The organism is Antarcticibacterium sp. 1MA-6-2, assembly GCF_021535135.1.
Classification (GTDB): domain Bacteria; phylum Bacteroidota; class Bacteroidia; order Flavobacteriales; family Flavobacteriaceae; genus Gillisia.
The window spans coordinates 4,083,503-4,108,763 of record NZ_CP091036.1; the positions used below are offsets into that span (position 1 = coordinate 4,083,503).

The window sequence follows — 25,261 nt, forward strand, 5'->3', positions numbered from 1 at the left end:
TGTTCTTTATTATTTCTCGTGGATATTTTTTGGTTTAGATTTTACAGATGGTTTTTACCATTTAAACCAGGCGATTTATTCTGAGGGTAATAAACACGTTTTCTCATTCCTCCTAAGCTCCTTAACAATTGAATCAATTATTAAAGTCTTTGGCGGAAAACTTATTACTTTAAGATTTATAAATACTTTTTTTTACTGGTTTCTTTGCTATTACCGTTCTTCATCGTTAGAAACAAGAAAAAAGGATCCAAATTATATCTTTACCTGGGCAGTACATTAATTTTAATTTCTCCGTTAAATGCTAATATTTTAGGCTATGATACTCTAAGTGTATTTCTTCTTTCTCTCATTTTCTCCCTTACAGTTCTATACCTTTCAAAAGCCAATTTTTTCTTGATAGGATTAATTTCGTTTTTATGTGGAGCAGCAGTTGTGGTAAGAATTCCTAATGTTGCGGTAATACCTATTGTTATGCTAAGTGTATTTTTTCAATTAAAAGAGGGGAGAAAAAGGGAAAAGAGGTGGCAAGATCCTTTATTCGTGCTTATCCTTTCCTTATCGACTATAGCTATATTTTATTTATTGTATTACAACGGGCTGGGAAAATTACAAAAGACAGTAGAAGGTTCAGAATACTACTCATTGAAAAGTCTTATAACAAATTATTTAAAGGATGCATTCAAACTATTGCTGTACATAATTTTAAACCTGAGTTTGTTTTCAATTTACAAATTCCTGCTGTTAAAGAAATTGGGTAGAATTTCTTTAGTAATTTTTGGAATTGTATATTTCATCTTTATAATTCTTTTTATTTATAATACCAATTATTCGTGGAATTATTCTCTTTTTTTGATCTCTCTACCTTTGTCTATCGTAGGAGTCCACACTTACCAGAACCGCGAGATTCCTCAATTTAAAAATAGCTTGATTATATACACCTTTGTACTATTCCTTTTTGTCAATCCTTTGGGATCAATAACCGGACTTTTAAAAGTTTCTTCTTTGTTTTTGCTTTTTCCTTTTGTAATGTGGTATACAGGAATAGAATTAAAAAGGTTTTGGATATTGATATTTATCATTTTAATTCCCCTCTCAATATTGGAAAAGGGGAGCGGTATTTTTGAAGATAAAAATTTAAATTTGTTGAACTCTCCAGTAGAAAGTGAATTATTATACCCGCTTAGAACGAATGAGTTGAGAGCTCAATTTTTGAGAAAAATTCAAGCTGAGGTAGCAGATTTACAGGGCAAAGGCTATAATGTATATTTCTATGGAAATAAATCTCACATTTTTAGATATCTCTATCCCGAGTCATCTTTAGGTATTGATTCTTTTTTCCAGCCTGTGGAGACTCTCCAGTTCATTTCCCAAATTGAGAGAAAAATTTCGGGTAAAGAAAAAATAGCAATTTTTGTAGTGAATTTATATCCGGAGAAAAGAGCAATATATGAAATTACTCCTTTAGAAAATGAATTACAGAATCTCGGTCTGGAACGGGTTGTCGATGAGGCAATGATTTTTTATAAGAAATAGAACAGATAAGCAATTCATTATAATTGTGCCTTACATAGCAAAAAAGAAGTTCACTATTTTTTGAGCGGTACAATAAATTATAATGAACAGTATTTTGATCAATTCGAGTTAAGATTTTTTTGGCTTCTTCAGGAACCACTATACCTTTTCGAAAATTTCACCTATAAAATTTTTTATTGCATCGATTCTTCTTACCGGATCCTGGGGTAAATACCATTTTATCGGCCAGATATGTCTTTAAAATTTTTATAGCCCCTCATTCTTTTAGCTTCACTTTCAGGAATTATCTTTTTACCATTAAGTTCTTGTATACATCAGCATTTGGAGGTGTGGTAGATCCGTACCTGAGAGTTTTCTATATTTTATTTTAATGACCCGGTTTCTTATAACATATAAATGAGTTTGCAAATAACTTTTGCCTTTTCTCAATTTGGTGCAGCTTTGGCATAATTCTTCCGTAGATTTAAAAAATGAGGATTGGATTTTTTTTCTCTTTCACTTTTTAAGTTTTAAAAATATGTTCATATACAAAACTACTTTTTTACTGATTTATGCCATTTTTGTCTTGGGAATTAGTTCCACTTTAAATAAAGATACTTCAGCACTTACATTGAGGACCATAAAGGGTGCGGAAGAAGTAGTTGATACTACAAATATTTATTATATCAATGTCCAGGGGGGAGGTGATTTGACTAAACATATTCAGGATCAAATAGATGCTGTACCCAATGGAACAGCTCAAAAGGCAAATGTTATAAAATTCCCAAGAGGACGATTTTGGACAGAAGGAAATTTGGAATGGAACCCAAAGGGAAAAAATGGAATTATAAACTTTGTAAACAAGCACCATCTAATTATTGAAGGTTTTTCCAAAGAAGAGCCTACTGTTTTTTACACCAAGGCTCCCGCAATACCTTTTGGTGGTAATGTTAGTAGAGGAAATTACTCCCATAGGAGGCATTTCAGAATTCATCAAAGCACAAATATTACTGTTAGAAACATTCGAATTGAGGGTTCAAATACTATTGAAGGAAAGGTATTAGGTTCATCATCAGAATTTACACCTGATTTTTGGGAAGGTGGAAAGGATTCAGGTAGTAAATCAGGTTTTCCAGCTTACCAGTCTTACTGGGAATTTGAACATGCTTTTGACATTATAAATTCTCAAAATATTACCATTGAAGATTCCTCCGTTTATGGTGTTTGGGGGGATGGAGTATATATAGGCCAAAGTACTACAAATCCATCAGAAAACATTATTTTACGAAACCTGCATCTCAAGTTTACAGGCTTACAGGGAATTGCGGTCTCTGATGCGAGGAAGATTATTATAGACAAGGTGTGGATTGATAAAGGTAGGAGATCAGGTATTGATTTAGAGCCTTTTCATGATGAAGGTTTTGCCAATGATGTTGAAGTGAGAAATTCAAAAATTGATGTTCAGTTAACCCCCTTTGCAGCAGGTGGAAGAGGTGATGTAAGTAATATTTACATTCACAATAATGAATATACAGGTTCAGGTAATACTATTTTTTGCAGGACCTCAAATGAGAAGAATCCTACAATTAGAAAAAACTGGAAATTTATAAAAAATGTGAGAACCAATACTTATGGCAGCTCTTCTCCTGTCATAAAATTTGGCTGGACAGAAAATATTTTGATTGAAGGAAATGTTGACAGAGTTTCGCATAAAAAAGGATTGTACGTAGGTGCTTCGTATTGCAATAATATAGTAATTAAAGATAATGAGGTTAAAGGGGGGAAAGCCATTAGAATATATAAAAGTAATAACCTCGAGGTGAAAAAAAATAAACCTGGCTTAGAGGTTATTAATAATGGATAGACATCATATTATTCTTTTTAACTCCATAGCTCCTGTAAACAAGGGTTTAAATAGTAAACAGGACTTTTAACCGCCAACCTAAAAAACTATCTTTGCAAATGCAATATTTCTATTCAATATTATAATAGAGAAGTCAAACCCTGAAAGTATGATAATAATTGAAAAACCGCATCTTCAGCTTTTGCAAAATGATCTTGCTGAATTATCAGTAAAGTTTACTTTAGAGAATAAAGAGCAAAAACTTTGGTACACGGTTCCCGGAAAATATGAGAAGTATTTGGTTACGGAAAATTTGGATGCTTTTCTTGTAGGATTACTTTTTTTAGCTTTAAAGAAGGGAGAAGATATAACTTTAAAAGGCCCGGTTTCGTCAAAACTGCTGTATTCAATTAATCATTACCTAATTCCTGCGTTATGCCTTGCAAATCCTGACTTGAAGGAAATAAAAGTTAATGCCTTAGAATTAAACGAAAACAATTTAAATGTGGGTAATGTTGCAGCCACAGGTCTTTCCTGCGGTGTTGATTCATTTTCAGCTTATTATGATCACAGGAACGAAACAGGTTCATATAAAATTAAATATTTCACCTTTTTTAATGCTGGATCTCATGGATCTGGAGGAAATTTCACTCAAAAAGTTTTTAAACAAAGATTGAAAAAATCTGAAAAATTTGCTGCCCGGGAAGGAAAGGAAATTATACCAATTGATTCCAACCTTAGTGAAATTTTAATGATGAAGTTTCAGAAAACTAACACTTTGCGTAATGCGTCCTGTGCTCTACTTCTGCAAAAACTGTTTAGAAATTATTATTCAGCTTCTAAAAATAGGTTTGATTTTTTCAAGCTTCACGACTATGATACTCAGGATTATGATTCTCTTATTTTAAATATGCTTTCTACAGAATCTACAACCTTTTTTTCTGCAGTTGCAAATCTTACTAGATTAGAAAGAACAAGCTTTATTGCAGATTTTGAAGGGACTTATGATCATCTTGATATTTGTACGAGTCCTCGTAGAAAGCAAGAAGAGGGAATAAATTGTTCTAAGTGTAAAAAATGTTTAAGAACAGCTCTCACCCTCGATCTTTTAGGCAAACTGGAGCGTTATGAAAATGTGTTTCATTTAGATGTTTACCGAAAGAATAAAGATAATTTTATTTGGTATATAATTTCTACCAGGAATGATAATCAAATTAGTAGTGATCTTTATAAGCTGCTCAAGGAAAAAAATGAGATTAACTATTACAAAATCGCTCTTTCCAAACTGAAAAATCAAAAAAAGAAAATTTACAGGTTGGTTGACGGCAATAAAAATCCGGATCATTCAACCACAAAGTCAAAATAGGTATTGGGAAACATTTCTGGGCGAAAGGTGTAATGCCACCATTCCTGGGAATAGGAGAAAAATCCATATTTACGCATTGTTTTTCGTAGAAGTTCCCTGTTCTCTTTTTGTTTCTCTGATACTTGTGTGGAGGAGTGATGAGATATTTCGCCAAAAAAATCGTAACTCCCACCCATATCAACAGGTTCTCCTGATTCTGCTTCTACCAGGCTTAGATCCACGGTACTGCCTCTCGAATGTCCTGATTTCGTAGCTATATATCCCAGGCGAAACAACTGATCCTTTGGAAGTTTTGGGTAAAAATCTCTTTTCATTAGAGTATCAGCCTTGTCTCGAGACCACTTAATAAAATGATCGACCGCTCTTTGAGGTCGGTATGCATCAAAGATTTTAATACAATATCCGCTGTTCTTTAAATCCTCCTGAACTTTTCCTAAAGCTTTGGCTGCAGGTTCAGTAAGAATTGCCCGGGAACCCTTATATCCTGTAACCGGAGACCCTAAAAAGTTGTTTGTACCTGTGTACCTAAGGTCAACAATAATATCGGGAATTACTTCATCCACATACACAAAACCCTTCGGCAAAATTTTTAATTGGCCAAAGCACAGAATATTCATTAAGAAGATGAAAATAAAATAACTGGGTTTCATAGATAATTCTGTTCCTGAAAAATAAGAAAAACTTTCAACCTTAATAATTTTTAATTTGAAAGTAATATTCCTGGAGTAATTTTTTAAAAAATGCTCAATTTTGCTGTTAAGCCCCAACAGAAGCTATAAAATTAATGTATTTTTGAAGTTAATATTGACGAATCTTATTCGGAAATTATCATCATGGAAAAAACTTCTTTAGAACCTGATTCTTCAATTGTTTTTAAACCTGTTCTTAAAGCAAATGCGGAGGCAATATTAAAAGTTGCCCAGGGTTCTTTACTTGTTTTGGATAGGGAGCTAAGAATAATTTCCGGAAATAAAGATTTTTATATCCATTCTCATCTTTCGCCTAAAGTCATAGAAAAACAATTTCTGCGGGATGTTTTTACGTATGAAATGGGCTTCGAACAATTGTTGCACACTATAATTACAGGGAAAAAACAATCAGATAGTTCAACAATAATTCTCAATAACTTATCAGTCAAAAAACAATTTGATATTTCTATAGGTCGTTTGGATCTCGAAGCCGGGGAAATTCTGCTTTTAATAAATTTTAAAAATTCATCTACAGGTCCTTTAACAGGTTCAAAAAGAACTTTTACAAAAGGATTGAATGATATTTTATCTCACGCACCAGCTGCAATTTGTACCCTACGGGGTCCGAAGCATATTTTTGAACTGGCCAATGAACGCTATATTAACTTGGTTGGAAAAACCAACATTCTTGGTAAGGAAGTGCGTCAGGTTCTGCCTGAAGTTGAAAACCAGAGCTTTTTCGAAATTCTTGACAAAGTTTATTCTACAGGAAATCCATTTGTGGGAAATGAAATCCCTATTAAACTGGACGTGGGAGAGGAAGAGCCAAGACTTTCCTACCTGGACTTTGTGTATCATCCCACAAGAAGTTCTGGAGGGGAAGTAGATGGCATTTTTGTGCATGCTATAGATGTAACCGAACAGGTGTTGGCAAGGAAAAAAGTCGAAGAAAGTGAAAAACAATTACGCACGTTTATTAACACTGCACCTGTAATTCTTTGGTTAACAAACAAGGATGGGTATAGTCCTTTCCTGAATAAAAACTGGATGGACTATACTGGCCAGAGTGAGCAACAGGTAAAAAATTATGGTTGGTTAGATGCCATTCATCCTAATGACAAAGAACGGGCCGAAACTTCATTTATAGAAGCTAATAGAAATCGTCAAAGCTATCGTACAACTTATCGACTTTTAACCAAAGCGGGAAATTACAGGTGGATGATAGCACGGGGTGTGCCTAATTATACATCAGATGGTACTTATAAGGGCATGATAGGTACGGTTGTAGATGTTCACGAGGATAAAATAAAGGAGCAATTGCTAAGGGAAAAGGAGCATAGAATTCGCTCTATTGTTGAAGAAGCTACTGTTGCTACGGCTCTTTATACGGGAAGAGAGATGAAGATTGAGCTGGCCAATGATGCCATGATCCAATTATGGGGTAAGGACAGATCTGTTGTGGGGAAAACCTTGCGTGAAGCCTTGCCTGAACTTGAAGGTCAGCCTTTTTACGGTCTTCTTGACAAGGTATTCACCACAGGTGAAACATATTGGGGGAAAGAGGACAGGGTGGAGTTAAATATCGAGAATGAACTTAAATCAGGTTATTTCAGCTTTACCTATAAACCTTTGCGCAATGAGAAAGGGCAAATTTATGGAATTTTAAATATGGCTCTTGATGTGTCGGAAATGGTGGAATCTAAAAATCTTTTGAAGGAAAGTGAATCCAGGTTTAGGCAAATGGCCGACCTTATGCCGGAGAAAGTTGCAAAGAGTGATGTTAATGGGGAACCAATTTATTTTAATCAAAATTGGATACAGTATAGCGGATTAAGCTTTGAGGAGCTCAAAATTCACGGAGTTATGGATCTTATTCACCCTGAGGAGAAGGAAGAATTTGTAAGACGATGGAATGCCTCTTTAGCAACAGGTAATAGGTTTGAAATGGAATTTAGGTGTAGGAACGCAGAAGGCAAATATAAATGGCATTTAAGTAGGGGAGAGGCCATGCGTAATGAAGATGGGATAATTAACCGATGGATCGCTACTACGACAGAAATTCAAAAAATAAAGGAGGAGGAGAAAAGAAAGGAAGATTTTCTTAAAATGGTAAGTCATGAATTGAAAACTCCTGTCACCTCCATTAAAGGATATGTCCAGCTATTGCTAAGTCTCCTTAACAACAGTAAAACAACCGATATTTCTTCGCTTCCTTTAAAGCCTTCTCTTGAAAGAATTGATCATCAAATCGTTCGGCTTACCCGGTTGATTTCAGAAATGTTGGACCTAAGCAGATTGGAAGAAAATAAACTGGAGCTAAGGAAGGAAACCTTTAATTTAAATAAACTGGTAGATCAAACCGTTCAGGATATTACTTATACCAATACCCAACATGAAATAGAAGTTTTTCATGATTTTAATTGTAATATACATGCCGATAAAGATAGGATAGGGCAGGTTCTAATAAACTTCGTGACCAATGCTATAAAATATTCACCCGAGAACCGCAAAGTAGAAATTTATATACGGGAGATTGAAAAAGGATTTGTGAATGTTTGTGTGAAAGATCGTGGTATAGGAATTGAAGAGAAGGACCATAAAAGAATTTTTAAACGTTTTTATCGTGTAGGAACAAAAAGTGAGGAGACTTATTCAGGCTTTGGAATTGGTTTGTACCTTGCTAAAGAAATAATTCACCGCCATGAGGGCTCTATTACGGTAAAAAGTAAATTGGGCAAAGGATCAGAGTTTGGTTTCAATCTCTCGGTGGCCGCTAAAGATCAAGAGAGTTAAATATGAGTGAAAAAACTAAAATACTGGTCGTAGATGACGACTCGGGAATTGGAGAAATGCTGAAAACCTTATTAGAGTTTTATGGATTTGAGGTAACAGTGACAGAACTTCCCGATAGTGCTGAAAGCATAATTGCAGAAAAGCAAATTGAGGTGGTCATGTTAGATATGCTCATTTCCGGAGTAAACGGTACAGATGTCTGTTCCAGGTTAAGAAATAATAAAGAGACAGAAAATATTCCTATCTTAATGATGTCTGCTCTTCACAATGCCGGAGATAAATGTAAAAAGGCCGGGGCAGATGATTTTATTGCCAAGCCTTTTGAAATGGATGAACTTATTTCTAAGATAAGAGAAATTGTAGAAAAAAGAAAAAATTCTGTTTCGTAAAATATTATTTCAGTTTTAAAATTTCCTTTGCCAGTTGGGAAGGGCAACTTTGTATTTTTCTTCTACTAAATATGGGGGTTTTTAGTATCTTGAGCATTTAAATAAAATTTTTTATGATCAGGAAAATATCGGCAATAGGTGTTATTGCCGCACTTTGTTTTGGCTGTCAAAGTCAGGGTAAAGTTGCAGAAAACCCACAGGCAAACTCTTCTAATTCCTCCACAAGTTTTAAAAAATCTACAGGTGATCTCAAAGCATATCATGAAGTTATTGCCGGAGCGGCAAAAAGTGATGAAGGCCTTTTCACCACCCACCGGATGGGAGACAAATTGTATTTTGAAATCCCTCTTACTCTATTAGACAAGGATATGCTCCTGGTAAGCAGGATTGCCAGGGTCCCCTCGGGATTTGGAGGAGGTTATGTTAATGCTGGCTCCAAAGTGAACGAGCAGGTAATTCGCTGGACGCAAAGAGGAAATTTTATAGATGTAAAAGTTATAAGCTTTGAGAACCAAAGCGACGAAAATTCCCCTATCTATCAGTCGGTTGCAGCAAACAATTTCTTTCCAATCCTTTACAGCGCAAAAATTTCGGCTTATAGTGAGGACAAGTCTGCAGTTGTTGTTGAGGTAAACAGCTTGTTTGAAACAGATATTGAAGCTATAAATGGAGTTTCTTCGTCTCTTAAGAAGAGATATAAAGTGAAGAAGCTGGACCAAAACAGGTCCTATATCGAATCTGCTCAGGCTTATCCGAAGAATGTAGAGATTAAACATGTAATGACATATGAAGCTGAAGAACCGCCGGAAAGAAGTCAGGCGGGCACTATTTCTCTTCTTATGAACCAGTCTATGATCTTACTTCCGGACGATATGATGCAGCCGAGGCTGGCTGATTATCGCGTAGGGTGGTTTACAACACAAAAGTACAATTATGATTCTGAGGAACTGAAGTCCGATGATTATGAGATTATTCGAAGATGGAGGTTGGTACCTAAGGACGTGGAGGCTTATAAAAGAGGAGAACTTGTTGAGCCTGTTAAGCCTATCGTATATTACCTTGACCCGGGCACACCTGAGAAATGGCGACCTTATTTTAAGCAGGGGATAGAAGACTGGAACGTAGCATTTGAAGCTGCTCAGTTTTAAAAATGCCATAATAGCTAAAGATCCACCTACAAAAGAAGAAGATCCGGAGTTTAGTCCTGAAGACGTAAGATATAGTGTTGTAAGATATGTTGCCAGTACTACAAGGAATGCTGTAGGGCCTTCAGTGACAGATCCCCGTACAGGAGAGATCATTGAGAGTGACATCATATGGTATCACAACCACCTTCGTTCCTATAGAAATAGGTTTATGATTGAAGCAGGTGCTCAAAACCCCGCAGCAAGAAGCCTTAACACGCCAGAGAAGGAAATAGGAGAAATGATGAGAATGGTAATCGCTCATGAAGTTGGTCACGCGCTTGGTCTACCGCATAACATGAAAGCAAGTGCCGCTTATCCAACAGATTCTTTAAGGTCTGCTACATTTACACAAAAATATGGTCTTACTCCATCAATTATGGATTACGCAAGGGTTAACTATATAGCTCAACCTGAAGATAAAGGAGTTCGATACATAAGAATGATGGGGCCTTATGATTTATACGCCATAAACTGGGGTTACAGGTTTCTTCCGGAAGCAAATTCTCCTCAGGAAGAAAAAAAGGTTCTGGACAAATGGATTCTGGATAAAGCCGGGGATCGAGTCTACGAGTTTGGGGGAGGTTATGATGGTGTAGATCCTCAGTCTCAAAGAGAAAGTCTGGGAGCTGACCAGGTAAAAGCAGGGGAATATGGTTTAGCCAATCTTAAAAAAGTGGTTCCAAATCTCGTGGAATGGACTGCAAAGGATGGATATGGCTATGATGAACTTGCAGAAGTGTACGGGGAATTGACCGGTATGTGGAGAGGATATATTTCTCACGTCATAGCTAACGTGGGAGGAGTTTATGAAACCCGTAAAACTTCCGATCAGCAAGGTGTTATTTACACTCCTGTTCCACAAGATATTCAAAAGAAGGCAGTGAGTTTTCTGAATAAAGATGCCTTCACTACTCCAGACTGGTTATTGAATCAGGACTTATTGAATAGAATTGAATCTGCAGGGGCTATAGAGCGAATTCAAAGTTTGCAAACACGTTCTTTGGATAACCTTTTAGATAAAGACAGGTTGAAACGAATGGTAACCAATGAACAGGTAAATGGAGGAGAGGCTTATACTGTTGTTGAACTTATGAACGACCTTAGAAAAGGTATTTTCGCCGAACTGTACAGCTCCAAAAAAGTGGATGCTTATCGTAGAAATATACAGAGATCGTATGTTGATGCAGCGACCAACTATGTTCAAAAGTTGAAAGAAGAGGATAGTGAGGGTATTTTAAAAAGTGACATTATAGCTTTAATGAGAGGCGAAATGGAGAGATTGAGAAGAGATATTAATCAAAGGAGATCCAACACAAATGATTCTTTGACCCGATACCACTGGAATGATCTAGTGGCAAGAATTGATGCCAGCCTTAAGACGGATGCTTAGATAATAAAGGTATAATAGAAAAGCTCCGCAAATCTCTGCGGAGCTTTTTATTTAAAATAATAAAAAATAGAAAAGGATTCTACTTAGGTACTTTTAAGTGTTAAGGTACTATTGGATTTCTTCATTGACTTCTTCTCCATTGACATCATCCGCATTGTCAATTTCCTCCTGTACTTCTTCTTTTACTTTTTTAGCTCCTTCCTCAATTTTCTTTCCTGCTTTTTTGGTGTTATCTTCAATGTCTTCACCTATAGCTTCTACTGCGTCCTGTGTTTTTTGCTGGGTGGTTTCTCTACAGGAGAACAGGGTGCACGAGAAAATGGCCAACAATAACATTAAGAATGACTTTTTCATAATTACCACTTTTAAGATTCAACCTAAAAAGCCATCACAACTATAATCATGATGGCTTTTTTAATAAAATGTAATGTCGACTATTGTAAGTCGTCAGTTCCTTCTACTTCTGCTTCAATTTCAGATTCTACGTTTTCAGCAGCTTCTTCAGTCTCATAAGCAGCCTCTTCAGTAGTAGTTTCGATATCTTCTCCTACTTCTTCTAATGAGTCTTCTGTTCTTTCTTCAGTAGTTTCTCTACAAGAGTAGATAGACAATGTGAAAACAGAAGCTAATAATAATAAAGATAATTTTTTCATTTCTAAAATGTTTGATTAGTTGAATAGACAAATTTAAACTATTTTTTATTTATGCAAAGGTCTCTTCTCACTTAAATACTTCCAGTACCTCTTTGGAACGTGTTGAACGTGTAATCGGGAATTTTTACGGGACTGGATGTTCACGCTATTAAAGTAGTTCTGCCATAAATTCTCAAATTCTTTTTCAGAATCATCAAATATTCCTTTATTTTGGCTCCTATTATTGTGATTATCATAATCCTTTAAATTGATATAAACAGCTTTTTCCAAATCATAAAATATTCCAAAATTTCTTCCTGAATCATAAATTACCCATTTTTGATCGGCATATCGAGATTCAAAGTGACTCAAAATGAGCGGTAAAACATTAAAATCAGGAGATATAAGAGAAAAATAGATTTGATCCTTGGTCAGCTTAAATCTCACAAAAGCCTCCATCCGGTGCTTCTCTCTGTCCACCATTTTGGCTGTTTGTGCGACTTTCAAAACTAATGGATTTCCATAATCTTTTATGCTGAAGGTATCTTGTGCAAAAGCAAGTTTAGCAACTTCAAAGATTAGCATTTCCACTCCCGGAAGTTCACTAAGGAAGGTGTAAAATAATTGCTGAAATCCTTTAGAATCTATTTTAGACTCTAATCCTTTGTGAACTCTTTCAGCTTTTCCAGTATCTGTTATCACCTCGTGGATTTCAGCAAAAAAATCGGGTTGTGCATTTTCTTCAGTATAAATACGAGTAATCTGAAGTTTTTGTTCGTAAGCAACAAAGATGCAGGTGAGGAGACCTTCAAAACTTCCGTCGTAAATAAAGTTTATGCTCTGCCGCTGCATCAGAAAAGACTTAATTGAGAAGAATATTCTTTCCGGAACTTACTTTCAGAATTTTGCAATACCAGGCCTTTTATTTGAATTCCGCTTAAATCCTGCTTCACCCAATCCCGGGAATCACAGGTAATAAAGTATTTAGCCCTATTTAATGCCACGCCTATTTTCTTAAGGTGTTCCCAGTTGAGTTTTCGAAACCTGCGGGCTTCAATAATTTTAGAAACACTCTTTAAACCCATTCCGGGAATACGCAGCAGGAGAGCCTTTTCAGCTTTATTTATATCCAATGGAAACATCTCCCTGTTTCGCAATGCCCAGCTAAGTTTTGGATCAATATCTAAATCCAGATTTTGGTGATCTTCATTAAATAATTCACGTACATCAAATCCATAAAAACGCAGAAGCCAATCTGTTTGATAAAGCCTGCTCTCTCGTAGGATAGGTACAGGAGTGCCCAATGCAGGCAACCTGTTGTCATTTGCCACCGGAATGTAACCCGAATAATACACCCGCTTCATCTGATATTTTTTGTAATAATAAGCTGCAGAAAACATCACATCCCGATCACTTTCTCCTGTGGCACCAACGATCATTTGCGTGCTTTGACCTGCGGGAGCATATTTTGGAGTGCTTCTGATGATCTTGCGCTCATTGTTATATTTTTCTATTCCTGTTTGAACAGCAAGCATAGGCTTAGTAAAGTCTTCGTGCTTTTTATCCGGTGCCAACAATTTAAGTCCTGACACGGTAGGAATCTCGATATTGACTGATAGCCTGTCTGCATATAATCCAGCCTTCAGCATTAGCTCGTCACTTGCTCCGGGAATAGATTTTAAGTGAATATAGCCATGAAAGTTTTCTTCCTGTCTCAACTTTTTTGCTACCTGCACAAGACGTTCCATAGTGTGGTCAGGGCTTTTAAATATTCCTGAGCTAAGGAAGAGTCCTTCAATATAATTGCGGCGGTAGAAGTTCATTGTCAGGTCTACCACTTCCTGTACTTTAAAAGCTGCCCGGGGAATATCATTGCTTTTCCTCGTAACACAGTATGCGCAGTCAAAAATGCAGTGGTTAGTAAGAAGGATCTTAAGGAGAGATACACAGCGGCCATCCTCCGTATAACTATGGCAAATTCCCATACCGTCGCTGTTCCCCAGTCCTTTATTCTTATTGGATCTTTTGCTTCCACTACTGGAACAGGAGATATCATATTTGGCGGCATCTGCCAGGATGTTCAGCTTCTCTTTAATTCTTTCAAATGACATAATATTCCTTTCTATTTGGAGAAAATGGATTTTTTCCAAAAATATGGAATAATTACTTAAAGTAAATTTATAAGAAGTTAAATTTCCAGAAGATCCCGCACTTTCACAAAATAAAAAAGTCCTGAATTTCTTCAGGACTCTGTTATTAGGTATAGTGAAATTAATCGTTCCTATTATCTCTAGATCTTCTGTCGTCGCGGCCACGGTTGTCTCTTGAGCCACCACGGTTATCACGACCTCTGTCATTACGATCGTTGCGGTCATTACCTTCACGAGGCGGTCTTGCCTGGTAACCTTCAGGTTTTTCAAGTAAGGCTTTCCGTGAAACTTTTTCTTTTCGCGTTTTTGGATCTACTCCAAAATATTTCACGTCTATAACATCACCAATGTTTACAATATCTGTAACATTATCAGTTCGTTCCCACGCAAGTTCAGAAATGTGTAATAAAACTTCATTTCCGGGAGCATCTAAATATTCTACTACTGCACCAAAATCAAGAACTTTTATAACTTTAACTTCGTAAACGCTACCTTTTTCAGGTTTGAAAGTGATAGAGTCTATTTTAGCAAGAACCTTATCAATTCCTTCCTGGCTGGTTCCAAGGATTTCTACAACACCCTGCTCATTAACTTCGTTAATGACAATTTCAGTTTTAGTTGTTTTCTGTAATTCCTGAATTACTTTTCCACCTGGTCCAATAAGTGCACCAATATATTCCTGAGGAATGGTTACTGTTACAATTTTAGGAGCGTGAGCTTTTACGCTTTCATTAGGCTGAGAAATGGCTTCTTCTATTTTATCAAGAATATGAAGTCTGCCTTCTCTTGCTTGTTTCAAAGCTTTCACAAGAATTTCGTAGGAAAGTCCTTTTACTTTAATATCCATTTGGCAGGCAGTAATTCCATCTCTGGTACCTGTAACTTTAAAGTCCATATCTCCCAAAGCATCTTCATCTCCAAGAATATCCGAAAGAACCGCGAAATCTTCACCCTGAGAGATTAATCCCATTGCAATTCCTGATACAGGTTTTTTCAATTTAATACCAGCATCCATAAGGGCCATAGTACTTAAGCACAAACAGTAGCCATAGAAGATGAACCGTTGGATTCCAATACTTCAGAAACAACTCTTACAGTATAAGGACAATCTGCAGGAATCATATTTTTAAGTGCGCGTTGTGCAAGATTTCCATGTCCAATTTCCCGTCTTGAAGTCCCTCTTAAGGGGTAAGCTTCACCTGTTGAGAAAGGAGGGAAGTTATAATGTAAATAAAATGTTTCTTCTCCCTGGAAAGTTGGAAGATCCACCTGGTTTGCTTCCCTGGATGTTCCAAGAGTCACGGTTGCCAATGCCTGAGTTTCACCTCTTGTAAAAAGAGCTGAACCATGAGTAGCAGGTAAATAGGCGACTTCGCTCCAAATAGGACGAATTTCGTCTGTCCTTCTACCGTCTAAACGAGTACCTTCTTTTAAAGTTAGGTCTCTAATAGCTGCTTTTTGAGTTTCTTTAAAATATTTAGAAATCATAGCTCCATTTTCTTCCAGTTCTTCTTCAGAAAATTGTGCCTTAATTTCTTCTTTTATTTCAGAAAAAGCTGCACTTCGATCTTTTTTTGCCTTAGAATCTTTAGCGGTATCGTATATTTTTTGATAAGCAGCTTCTCTGACTTTTTGCTGAACACTCTCGTCTTCTCTCGCAACTTCATATTCTCTTGGCTCTTTTTTGCCAAAAGCTTCTGCAAGGCGAACCTGAGCATCAATCTGAATTTTAATAGCTTCGTGAGCAAATTTTATAGCCTCAGCCATTTCCTCTTCGCTACATTCTTTCATTTCACCTTCTACCATCATCACAGAATCTGCAGAAGCTCCAATGATCATATCAATATCAGCTTCTTCTAATGCTGAACGACTTGGGTTGATAACGAATTCTCCGTTAATTCTGGCTACACGAGCTTCAGAAACAGGAGTTTCAAAAGGAATGTCAGAAAGCTGAATAGCGGTAGAAGCAGCAAGACCTGCAAGAGCATCTGGCATCACTTCCTCATCATGAGACATTAACTGGATCATTACCTGTGTCTCAAATTTGTAATCTGATGGAAATAATGGTCTCAGAACACGGTCTACCAGACGCATTACCAGGATCTCCTCATTACTTGGCCTGGCTTCTCTTTTAAAGAAACCACCAGGATATCTTCCTGCTGCAGCGAATTTCTCACGATAATCTAATGTAAGCGGGAAAAAATCCATTGTAGTTGGAGTGTGAGAGGATACAACGGTACAAAGCATTACAGCATTTCCCATTCTAAGCTCCACCGATCCATGGGCCTGTTTTGCTAATTTTCCGGTCTCGAGTGAAATAGTTCTTCCATCTCCTAACTCGATAACCTCTTTAAATGTTTTTGGAATCATAAATTTTTTTGAATTTAATATGTAACTCTACATATTACGTTAAACAATGGTCTCCCTTTGAATTTTCATCGGGAATTGCTGTGTTGTTGTGTGTAGTTGTTGTGTAGCAGACCAATGAAAAACTACTTTCTGTCCATTTGCAGGACAGGGTAAGTTTTGTAACCAATATAACAAAAAAAGACTTTTAAAAAGTCTTTCCTGTATAAAAAAAGGGGCGTAAAGCCCCCTTTAAAATTTATTTTCTTAAACCTAATTCTTTAACAATAGCACGATATCTCATGATATCTTTCTTCATTAAGTAATCAAGCAAACTTCTTCTTTTACCTACCAGCTTTACTAATGAACGCTCTGTATTATAATCTTTACGATTAGTTTTCAGGTGATCTGAAAGGTGAGAGATTCGTTGTGTAAACAACGCAATTTGTCCTTCTGCTGATCCGGTATCATCTTTTCCTTTACCGTGCTTTGCAAAAAGATCTTGTTTTTCTTCTTTAGTTAAATACATTCCAATATTAATTTTAATGATTTTTATGTATTGACAGGATTTCTGTCAGGCGGCAAATATACTAATATTTTGATTAAATACCTTTGGCCTATAAATTTATTTTTCAGGCCCTTACTACTGATTTTGGATAAGATCCAGGTAGAGATTAACTTTATCTTTAAGTTCAGATCGGGGAGTTATAAAATCAAGAAATCCATGCTCCATTAAAAATTCTGCAGTTTGGAAATCTTTTGGGAGATCCTGTCCAGTTGTATCTTTTACAACTCGTGGACGTAAGCAAACCCAATTAATGCCCCTGGCTCAGATATATTGATGTCCCCTAGCATTGCAAAGGAAGCCGTAGTTCCTCCTGTAGTAGGATCTGTACAAAGAGAAATGTATGGTATACCAGCATCTGAAAGGCGTGCAAGTTTAGCAGAAGTTTTTGCTAATTGCATTAAGGACAAAGCTGCTTCCATCATTCTTGCGCCACCAGATTTTGAAATAATTAGTAGGGGAATTTTGTTTTCCAAAGAAAAATCTGCAGCACGTGCTATTTTTTCTCCTACAACAGATCCCATAGAACCACCAATAAAACTAAAATCCATACAGGCAACCACTAACTCTTTACCTTTGGAATTACCTACCGCTGTTCTTACAGCATCAGTAAGTCCGGTTTTTTCCTGAGCGGCCTTTAATCTATCAGTATATTTAGAAGTATCCTCAAAATTTAAAGGGTCTTTGGAGGTTATATTCTTATCTAGTTCTCTAAATTGATTGTCGTCAAAAAGTATTTTGAAGTATTCTTTACTGCCAATTCTCACATGATAACCATCTTCAGGGCTAACATAGAAATTTTTTTCAAGCTGCTCTGCATCTACAATTTTACCTGTAGGAGATTTGTACCATAAACCTTTTGGAACATCCTTTTTCTCTTCAGTAGGTGTTTGTATACCTTTTTGTGTTCTTTTAAACCACGCCATTTTGTTCTCTTTGTAAGTTCGTCTGCAACAAATTTTTTAGTATCAGTGCGTTAACCATGAATAAGAACAGCCGGAATTATATTAATTCCGGCTGTCTTAATATTGTTCTTATAATGTATGAACGTTGTTAAGGTCTTCAAATGCTTTTTTCAAACGTGTAACAAAAGTTTTTTCTCCTTCACGAATCCATATACGAGGATCATAGTGCTTTTTATTTGGAGAATCAGGACCTTCAGGATTTCCTATTTGACCAAGAAGATAATCTTTTTTACTGGACATATAGTCTCTTATTCCTTCGAGATAAGCATATTGTAGGTCTGTGTCAATATTCATTTTTATGACTCCATAGCTTATTCCTTCCCTTATTTCCTCAAGGGTAGAACCGCTACCTCCGTGGAACACGAAGTCAATGTGATTATCTCCAAGACCATGCTTTTGGCTAATGTGCTCCTGAGAATTTTTCAGAATTTTTGGAGTAAGCTTTACGTTTCCAGGTTTATAAACTCCGTGAACATTTCCAAATGCAGCTGCAATTGTGAATTGATCACTTACTTTGCTTAGTTCCTCATATGCATAGGCAACTTCTTCTGGTTGAGTGTAAAGTTTAGAATCATCAACATCTGTATTGTCTACACCATCTTCTTCACCTCCCGTAACACCTAATTCTATTTCCAGGGTCATCCCCATTTTACTCATTCTTTCAAGATACTTTTTGCAGGTACCTATATTTTCTTCCAAAGATTCTTCAGAGAGATCAATCATGTGAGAGCTAAAAAGCGGTTTCCCTGTTTTTTCAAAATGCTCTTCACTTGCCTCTAACATCCCATCAATCCAGGGAAGCAGTTTTTTTGCTGCGTGGTCTGTATGTAATATTACGGTTGCCCCGTACAGCTCTGCAAGCTCGTGAACGTGCTTTGCTCCAGCCACAGCTCCTGCAACTGAGGCACGTTGGTTTTCATTAGATAGCCATTTTCCTGCATTAAATTGAGCACCGCCGTTAGAAAATTGAATTATAACAGGCGCATTTAATTCTGCCGCTGTTTCCAGAACTGCGTTAATTGAACTGGAGCCTATAACATTTACCGCGGGGAGGGCGAAGCCTTTTGCTCTTGGCATATTTAAAAATTTCCTGTACTTGTTTTCCTGTGGCTACTCCTGGTTTAATGTTGTGACTCATTTTACGTGATTTTTCATTATTTAGTTATACAAAAATAGGAAAATTGTTTGGTTAGAAAGGGTAATTAATTCCAACATTATATACGGCATTATTAAAATTGTAGTTCTTAAACCACCTTTCACCCTTAGGTAGTGCAGGGTCATAAGTTTTAAAACCAACGTCAAATCGAAGAACGAAAAAGTTAAAATCGTAGCGCAGGCCCGTACCTGTTCCAACTGCGATATCCTGTAGGTCTGCAAAAGAATTGAAGGTGGCGGCATCCTCTTCTACGATATCCAGCACATTCCAAATATTCCCTATATCTACAAATAAGGCAGAATTTAAAGCTCCAAAGATGTTAAACCTAGTATTCTGCATTTAAAGCAATTTTCATATTTGCTTCGTTAAATTCATTCCTTCCGCCGCTACTTCCCGGACCCAGATCGTATGCCTGCCATGCACGATTATCATTTGGTCCTCCGGCAAAAAAACTACGAATAAAAGGAATGCTGTTGGCATTGCCATAAGGAATAGCAACCCCACCAAATGTTCTTATTGCAAAGATATTTTTATTGCCCCAGTCCCAGTGTTTTATATAATCAATTTCTGTCTTGGCGTATTGTGAAAAATTTACTCCCCAAATTTCATAAACTCCTGAAGCACTACGGTCCAAACCTAAGCAATTCCCGAAACGGCGGCCAGCACATTTCCTGCAGTTTCTACTTTAAACCGGAATCTGGAGAAATCACTGTCATAAAGATTTTCTTTGTTGTTGCGTAAGTAGGTGAAGTTGGTTGAAAAAATTAGGTTATTTTCAGTTAATCTCTTTTTCCGTTCCCCTATATTTCTAACTTCCTGGCGCTGGCCGGGTGAGAGGCCAGAGGTTCCTGAATTTTCCTCGGTGACGTCGCGTATAAATCCCTCTGCACCATTAGGAATGGAAAGTAAGCCTTCCTGAGTTAAATATTGTGGAGAAGTAACAACGTTACCCGATCTAACAATTTCATTTAGATTGTTATAGGAATTTCTATAGACATTAAAATAATTATCGGTATTCACATTTCGAACGTACTGAATATTTAAAAGATCCAGGCGGTGTGAAAGAATCCGGGAGGGATTCCAGCTGTAATTCAAAATTCCGTTTACGTTCTGTTTATCCAGACCAATATTGTTTTGGCTACTTACTCCTAAACTCACTGAGGTAAATGGCGACATATACTTCGGAATAAACTTTTCGGTATCAAAAGGAAGAAAGATCCTTGGGAAAGTCAATTTTAAATCAGCTCCAACTTCCGAAATATTAAAAAAACGGTCTTTTGAGCTTCCGCGTGCAGCATCAGAAGAAGAACCAACACTACCCCGTCCTGAAATTTCAAAATTTTCGGCACCTCCAAAAACGTTCCGAATTAGAAGAGAGCCTCCAAAACCTATTCCGAAGTCCATAATATTACTTTGGGATACCTCAAAATCGAAACCTAAGGAATATTTTTGTAGAGGGGATAGAAAAATGTTTGCAATTAAATTGGTATCTGTAGTATCTGCAGGATCTGCAGTATATTCAATAGTGGGATATTTAAATACCCGCAACGAACTTACCCTGTTATAGGTTCGTGTCCTGTCTCTATCCCGATAAATTTGTCCCGGTCTTATGAATATAGCATCGGTAATGGCCTGGGGTTTAAATTCAAGTTCATCGAAGCTGTAAATGTAATACCCGTTGTACTGCGCACTATCGGTTACAGGATTGAGCCTGTTGGCATAGGAATAATCAGTAAATACATTTACCCGCGAAATTTTGTGAATATTAAAGGGTTCCCTGGTGGATATCCCATTATTGTTAACCTGCCTGTTATTTATAATTGTTGTAGAGTTTAATTTGTAATTAGTGTCAACAGTATCGGCCTCAAAACTTATGTATTCCTGATCAAAATTATACACTCCATTGTTCCTGAATAATGAGGTAAGCCTGTCCCGTTCTTCATTAAAATCTAAAGTGCGGTATTGTTCTCCTGAGTTAATTAAAGAGGCAGACGAATGTGCTTCATAAATGGAATCTATAACAGGTGATGCAATCCTGGTACGAATGGAGTCAACTATATAGGGCTCTTTGGTAGTTACAAAATAATTAATTTCACCACGTTGCTCTTTAGTTGGTAGTATTTCATAGTCTATTTGAGCATTAAACCAGCCGTTATTGAAGTACCAGGATTGTAATCGGTTCCGGGATTTTTTAGCTAATTCCTCATCAATAATTACCGGGGCTTCTCCTGTGCTTTTTATCCACTCATTGAAGTTAACGTACGCCTCCCTCATCTTATCCACCTGTTTTCGTGAATAAATGTTTACCAGTCTTTCCTCCCTTCCCGGTTTTTTGTGCAACCAGTGAAGAAAAGCGGAGTCTGGATCTTGCTTTGCCCAGTTATAAAAATGTAATTTTATAGGAACACCTAAGAGCCGGGAGTTGGGTTCCTGGTACAGCTGGTTATATATTCTGTTTTTTTTTATTTCCTCCCCGTTACGGTAGATTGTATTATTGGTAAGAAGCAATTCATCACTTTCTACTCTCTTTACAGCATTACAGGAAATTAATAATACAACGGTTAAAATAAATAACGATATTTTTGCAGAAAGGCGTTTCAATAAAACTTCTTTAGAGATTTTAAAATTACTTCAAATCAATGGTAAGCAAAAGCCAAATTAAGTTAATAACAAGTCTTGAGCAAAAAAAAGGTCGTTCAAAAACGGGACTTTTTATGGTGGAAGGAAGGAAAGGAATTGCAGAACTTTTAAGCTCTCCTTTTAAACTTCATAGTCTTTTTACTGCAGAAGATATTTTTGTTTCTCCACAAGAAAAAACTTTTACAATAACCCAGGCTGAGTTGAAAAAAATCAGTAGGTTAAAAACGGCTCAAACTGCGGTGGCTCTTTTTGAAATACCAACAGAGAAAAGAGTTAATACCCAAAAACTTATTGTTGCTTTAGATGGAGTAAGAGATCCGGGAAACCTGGGGACAATTATTAGGTTATGCGACTGGTTTGGAATAGAGGACCTTGTTTGCTCTGTTGACACCGTAGATTGTTATAATCCTAAGGTTGTACAGGCAACAATGGGAAGTATTACGCGAGTGAATATAGTTTATAAAAATCTACTTCAGTTTCTTGAAGAAAATCCCAGTGCCCCAAAATGGGGGACCTTTCTGGATGGAAGTAATATTTATAAGTCTGAAATTTCAGAAAAAGGCATTATAATATTAGGCAATGAAGCTAATGGAATTTCTTCTGAGATTGAAGAAGTAATTAGCTCAAAAATACATATCCCACAGTTTGGAACTGCTGCAGAAACCGAAAGTTTGAATGTCGCTACCGCCACGGCCATTGTCTTAAGCGAATTCAAACGGCGGACTATAAATTAATTACTGGAATGTAAAATTCAGAAAAATTCCTCGTGTGTGCATAGTTTCAACATTCATCATGTCTGCAGTTCCGGAAATAAATTCATTATTCAAGGCAAAAACTCCACGAAGCGATGGAGAAAGCTTGAAATAGTAAAAATATAAATCTATTCCCACTCCTACTTCATAGAAGTAGTTATTCGTAGTCATCCTAATATTCGCTTCAGGATTATTTTCGTTACTGGATAAATTTATTGAAGTTGATACTCCTCCCACAACAAAGGGTCGAAAGTTGTTTAATCGGTTAGCTGAAAATTTCAGCAGCAATGGAATGTGAACGTGGGTACTGCTTACTTCATCAACCTCAGTAGTATAAGTTGCTTTAATTCCTGCAGTGTTGAAACTTACACCTGGTTCCAATCGAATATCTAAATTGTTGGAAAGCTTTAAGCTCCCTACAAGACCTACATTAAAACCAATTCCAGTCTCGACAATTAAATCTTTCCCGGTAGAGGGGCTGGGGAGGTATTCTTTATATCTAAAAGAATAGTCATACTTATTAAAGCCGAGGAAATAACCCCAGGACCATCTTTTTACATCAATGTCTGGTTGATTTAGTAATCGTTCTCCCGAAAAAATTTGTGCGTTACCCTGAGAAAAACAGAATAGCAGCCCCAAAATGGCAAAATATTTTTTCATATTAATTTTTAGAAGCTGTATATATAGTAGCTACACCAAAGGTTTGTGGCTCATCCTTTACGTTTATAAACCCAATTTTACGTAAAATATTGTTGAACTCTTCTCCAAAAGGAAAGGAAGCAGCACTTTCACTAAGGTAGGAGTAGGCCACCTTATCTTTTGAAAACATTTTCCCGATGAGTGGGAGTATAACTTTTGAATGAAATCGATAGCCTTGTTTATACGGGAATTTAGTTGGGACAGAGGTTTCCAAAACTACAAAGATACCCCCGGGTTTTAATACTCGTAATATTTCCCCTAAACCTTTCTCGAGGTTTTCAAAGTTTCGAACTCCAAAAGCAACTGTTATGGCATCAAAAGAATTATTATCAAACGGTAATGCTTCAGAATTTGCCTGGACCATTTTAATTTTTTCTGAAAGACCTTTTTCAGCAATTTTTTTTCGTCCCACAGCAAGCATTCCTTCTGATATATCCAGACCCACAATTTCTTTTGCGCCCGAGGGGGCAAAACTAATAGCAAGATCACCAGTACTTATGGCTATATCGAGAATATTTTCAGGTTTTTGATCCTGTACTTTCTTTACAACCTTTTTTCTCCATTTGACATCAATCCCAAAAGAAATCACCCGGTTTAATCCATCATAATTTTCAGATATAGTGTCAAACATTTGCTCGACCTGCTCCTTCTTATTAAGCTGTGAATCTTTATAAGGTGTAACTTTCTTTTCCATACGGCAAAATTTGGGTCAAAGATAAGAGTTATCCAATAATTGACTCACAGAGAAGGGTTTTTTATTCAAATTCAGGAATTTCGGGATTGTTTAAATTAATGTACCTTTGAGAATAATTACAATTTGATCGCTCTTTATGAAGATTATTATCGCTTAGTGCTGGTGAAGTTGGCTTTCATTTGGCTAAATTACTTTCCTTTGAGTCCCAGGATATTACACTTATAGATAACAACAGGGACAATTTAATATATGCTGATACTCACTTAGACATACGAACTGTTAAGGGAGATGCTACCTCAATTTCTATTTTAAAAGACGCTAATGTAAAATATGTTGATTTGGTAATAGGTGTAACTTCTAGTGAAGCCACAAATATTACCGTTTGTGTACTTGCAAAGCAATTGGGAGCGAAACGCACTATTGCGAGAATTTCTAATACTGAATTTCTCGAAAATAAGGAAGAAATTGGATTTACCCAATTTGGAATTGATGAATTAATTTCCCCCGAAGCACTTGCCGCGAGAGAAATTGCTTTACTTCTGGACCAGTCTGCTTTTAATGACAGCTACGAGTTTGAAGATGGGGCACTTACTATGATTGGTTTAAATCTCTCCAGGACTGCTATGTTCGTAGGAAAAACTGTCAAGGATGCCGCAAAAATTTTCCCAAAACTCCATTTTGTACCTATTGCTATCCAGAGGTTTGGTACACAGTATACCTTAATTCCTCGAGGAGATACTCAATTTAAAGAGGGGGATCAGGTTTACTTTGTTACAGTTACTAGTGGAGTTGAAGAATTATATAAACTTACAGGAAAAGTAAAGCATACCATCAAAAATATAATGATCCTTGGAGGAAGTAAAATAGGTAAAAAGACAGCAAAAGATTTATGCCGGAATAATTTCAAAGTGAAATTAATTGAAAATGACAGGGAAAAAGCATTTGATCTTGCCGATGAGTTGCCCGATGCACTTATTATCAATAGTGACGGGCGAAATGTAGAATTACTTGATGAAGAAAATATTCACGAGATGGATGCTTTTATTGCGGTAACAGGTAATTCTGAAACTAATATCATGTCCTGTCTTGTAGCAAAATCCAAGAGCGTTAAAAAGACAATAGCTCTGGTTGAAAACATGGACTATTTTCAGTTAAGTCATTCTATTGGAATAGATACACTTATCAATAAGAAACTACTGGCGGCCAATAATATCTTTAGATATATAAGAAAAGGAGAGGTTGTGGCCATGACCAAACTTAACAATATGAATGCTGAACTTTTAGAGTTCATAGTTAAACCAACTTCCCAGGTCTGCGACAAAAAAATTAAAGATCTTGATTTTCCACGATCTGCAATTATAGGAGGAATCATCAGGAATGGAGAGGGTTTAATTGCACTGGGAGATTTTATGATAAGATCTGGGGACCGGATAGTGGTATGTTGCCTACCCCGATCTATTAATAAGGTGGAGAAACTATTTTTATAATAAGCT

Annotated in this window: 19 protein-coding genes and 4 pseudogenes; 9 read left to right on the forward strand and 14 right to left on the reverse strand. The window is 36.6% G+C overall.

The genetic code is table 11. The annotated features are described in order from the left end of the window. Positions 1-1,209: 1,209 nt before the first annotated feature. From LZ575_RS20610 to LZ575_RS20620, 3 genes are all read left to right on the forward strand, one after another. Positions 1,210-1,533 (forward strand): hypothetical protein, encoded by a 324-nt coding sequence (locus LZ575_RS20610; RefSeq protein WP_235327003.1) that lies wholly within the window; start codon positions 1,210-1,212, stop codon positions 1,531-1,533. Positions 1,534-2,050: 517 nt separating this feature from the next. Next, positions 2,051-3,376 (forward strand): right-handed parallel beta-helix repeat-containing protein, encoded by a 1,326-nt coding sequence (locus LZ575_RS20615; RefSeq protein WP_235327004.1) that lies wholly within the window; start codon positions 2,051-2,053, stop codon positions 3,374-3,376. A 148-nt stretch (positions 3,377-3,524) separates the two neighbouring features. Continuing rightward, positions 3,525-4,721, forward strand: coding sequence for a hypothetical protein (locus tag LZ575_RS20620; protein WP_235327006.1), 1,197 nt, complete (start codon positions 3,525-3,527; stop codon positions 4,719-4,721). Here the strand turns inward: LZ575_RS20620 and LZ575_RS20625 are convergent. After that, a complete protein-coding gene (locus LZ575_RS20625) occupies positions 4,697-5,305 on the reverse strand; it encodes a M15 family metallopeptidase (protein WP_235327008.1) in 609 nt (202 codons plus the stop codon). The genes LZ575_RS20620 and LZ575_RS20625 overlap by 25 nt on opposite strands. A gap of 249 nt (positions 5,306-5,554) precedes the next feature. On the opposite strand from LZ575_RS20625, the gene LZ575_RS20630 reads away from it, so the two are divergent. From LZ575_RS20630 to LZ575_RS20645, 4 genes are all read left to right on the forward strand, one after another. Next, the gene (locus tag LZ575_RS20630; protein WP_235327010.1) at positions 5,555-8,203 is read left to right on the forward strand and encodes a PAS domain-containing sensor histidine kinase; all 2,649 of its coding nucleotides are present in this window, start codon (positions 5,555-5,557) and stop codon (positions 8,201-8,203) included. 2 nt (positions 8,204-8,205) lie between these two features. Continuing rightward, the gene (locus LZ575_RS20635; protein WP_235327012.1) at positions 8,206-8,592 is read left to right on the forward strand and encodes a PleD family two-component system response regulator; all 387 of its coding nucleotides are present in this window, start codon (positions 8,206-8,208) and stop codon (positions 8,590-8,592) included. Positions 8,593-8,705: 113 nt separating this feature from the next. Beyond that, on the forward strand, positions 8,706-9,740 hold the full coding sequence (locus tag LZ575_RS20640; RefSeq protein WP_235327014.1) for a DUF5117 domain-containing protein: 1,035 nt from the start codon (positions 8,706-8,708) through the stop codon (positions 9,738-9,740). Then, positions 9,721-11,169: a zinc-dependent metalloprotease gene (locus LZ575_RS20645; protein WP_235327016.1), complete on the forward strand. Its 1,449-nt coding sequence runs from the start codon at positions 9,721-9,723 to the stop codon at positions 11,167-11,169. Before LZ575_RS20640 ends, LZ575_RS20645 begins: the two co-directional genes overlap by 20 nt. Before the next feature lie 108 nt (positions 11,170-11,277). Here LZ575_RS20645 and LZ575_RS20650 read toward each other — a convergent pair whose 3' ends face one another. The 11 genes and pseudogenes from LZ575_RS20650 to LZ575_RS20690 all read right to left on the reverse strand — a co-directional run bounded on the left by LZ575_RS20650 (position 11,278) and on the right by LZ575_RS20690 (position 21,584). Further along, complete coding sequence (locus LZ575_RS20650; RefSeq protein ID WP_235327018.1) at positions 11,278-11,523, reverse strand: hypothetical protein; 246 nt, start codon at positions 11,521-11,523, stop codon at positions 11,278-11,280. An 80-nt stretch (positions 11,524-11,603) separates the two neighbouring features. Beyond that, the gene (locus tag LZ575_RS20655) at positions 11,604-11,822 is read right to left on the reverse strand and encodes a hypothetical protein (protein WP_235327020.1); all 219 of its coding nucleotides are present in this window, start codon (positions 11,820-11,822) and stop codon (positions 11,604-11,606) included. 45 nt (positions 11,823-11,867) lie between these two features. Continuing rightward, entirely contained in the window at positions 11,868-12,653 is a 786-nt protein-coding gene (locus tag LZ575_RS20660; protein WP_235327022.1) for a TIGR03915 family putative DNA repair protein, read from the reverse strand. After that, the gene (locus LZ575_RS20665) at positions 12,653-13,912 is read right to left on the reverse strand and encodes a putative DNA modification/repair radical SAM protein (protein ID WP_235327025.1); all 1,260 of its coding nucleotides are present in this window, start codon (positions 13,910-13,912) and stop codon (positions 12,653-12,655) included. Before LZ575_RS20665 ends, LZ575_RS20660 begins: the two co-directional genes overlap by 1 nt. A gap of 160 nt (positions 13,913-14,072) precedes the next feature. Then, positions 14,073-16,321 (reverse strand): annotated as a pseudogene (locus LZ575_RS20670) (polyribonucleotide nucleotidyltransferase). A gap of 235 nt (positions 16,322-16,556) precedes the next feature. Continuing rightward, complete coding sequence (gene rpsO / locus LZ575_RS20675) at positions 16,557-16,826, reverse strand: 30S ribosomal protein S15 (RefSeq protein WP_235327027.1); 270 nt, start codon at positions 16,824-16,826, stop codon at positions 16,557-16,559. A gap of 114 nt (positions 16,827-16,940) precedes the next feature. Then, positions 16,941-17,788 (reverse strand): annotated as a pseudogene (gene accD / locus LZ575_RS20680) (acetyl-CoA carboxylase, carboxyltransferase subunit beta). A 108-nt stretch (positions 17,789-17,896) separates the two neighbouring features. Next, positions 17,897-18,965: pseudogene (gene fbaA, locus LZ575_RS20685) on the reverse strand (class II fructose-bisphosphate aldolase). Between the two features lie 51 nt (positions 18,966-19,016). Beyond that, a complete protein-coding gene (locus tag LZ575_RS24060) occupies positions 19,017-19,322 on the reverse strand; it encodes a BamA/TamA family outer membrane protein (protein ID WP_311195883.1) in 306 nt (101 codons plus the stop codon). Next, on the reverse strand, positions 19,309-19,617 hold the full coding sequence (locus LZ575_RS24065; RefSeq protein WP_311195884.1) for a BamA/TamA family outer membrane protein: 309 nt from the start codon (positions 19,615-19,617) through the stop codon (positions 19,309-19,311). Before LZ575_RS24065 ends, LZ575_RS24060 begins: the two co-directional genes overlap by 14 nt. Before the next feature lie 2 nt (positions 19,618-19,619). Next, on the reverse strand, positions 19,620-21,584 hold the full coding sequence (locus tag LZ575_RS20690; RefSeq protein ID WP_311195885.1) for an outer membrane protein assembly factor: 1,965 nt from the start codon (positions 21,582-21,584) through the stop codon (positions 19,620-19,622). A gap of 38 nt (positions 21,585-21,622) precedes the next feature. Here LZ575_RS20690 and LZ575_RS20695 point away from each other — a divergent pair, with 38 nt between their 5' ends. Beyond that, complete coding sequence (locus LZ575_RS20695; protein WP_235327029.1) at positions 21,623-22,357, forward strand: RNA methyltransferase; 735 nt, start codon at positions 21,623-21,625, stop codon at positions 22,355-22,357. Here LZ575_RS20695 and LZ575_RS20700 read toward each other — a convergent pair whose 3' ends face one another. Further along, positions 22,358-23,035 carry a porin family protein gene (locus tag LZ575_RS20700; protein ID WP_235327030.1) on the reverse strand — a complete coding sequence of 226 codons (678 nt, stop codon included), beginning with the start codon at positions 23,033-23,035 and terminating at the stop codon, positions 22,358-22,360. It lies immediately after the preceding gene. Between the two features lies 1 nt (position 23,036). Beyond that, positions 23,037-23,768, reverse strand: coding sequence for a bifunctional demethylmenaquinone methyltransferase/2-methoxy-6-polyprenyl-1,4-benzoquinol methylase UbiE (ubiE, locus tag LZ575_RS20705; protein WP_235327033.1), 732 nt, complete (start codon positions 23,766-23,768; stop codon positions 23,037-23,039). 136 nt (positions 23,769-23,904) lie between these two features. Here ubiE and trkA point away from each other — a divergent pair. Further along, positions 23,905-25,255 (forward strand): annotated as a pseudogene (gene trkA / locus LZ575_RS20710) (Trk system potassium transporter TrkA). The last annotated feature ends 6 nt before the right edge of the window (positions 25,256-25,261 follow it).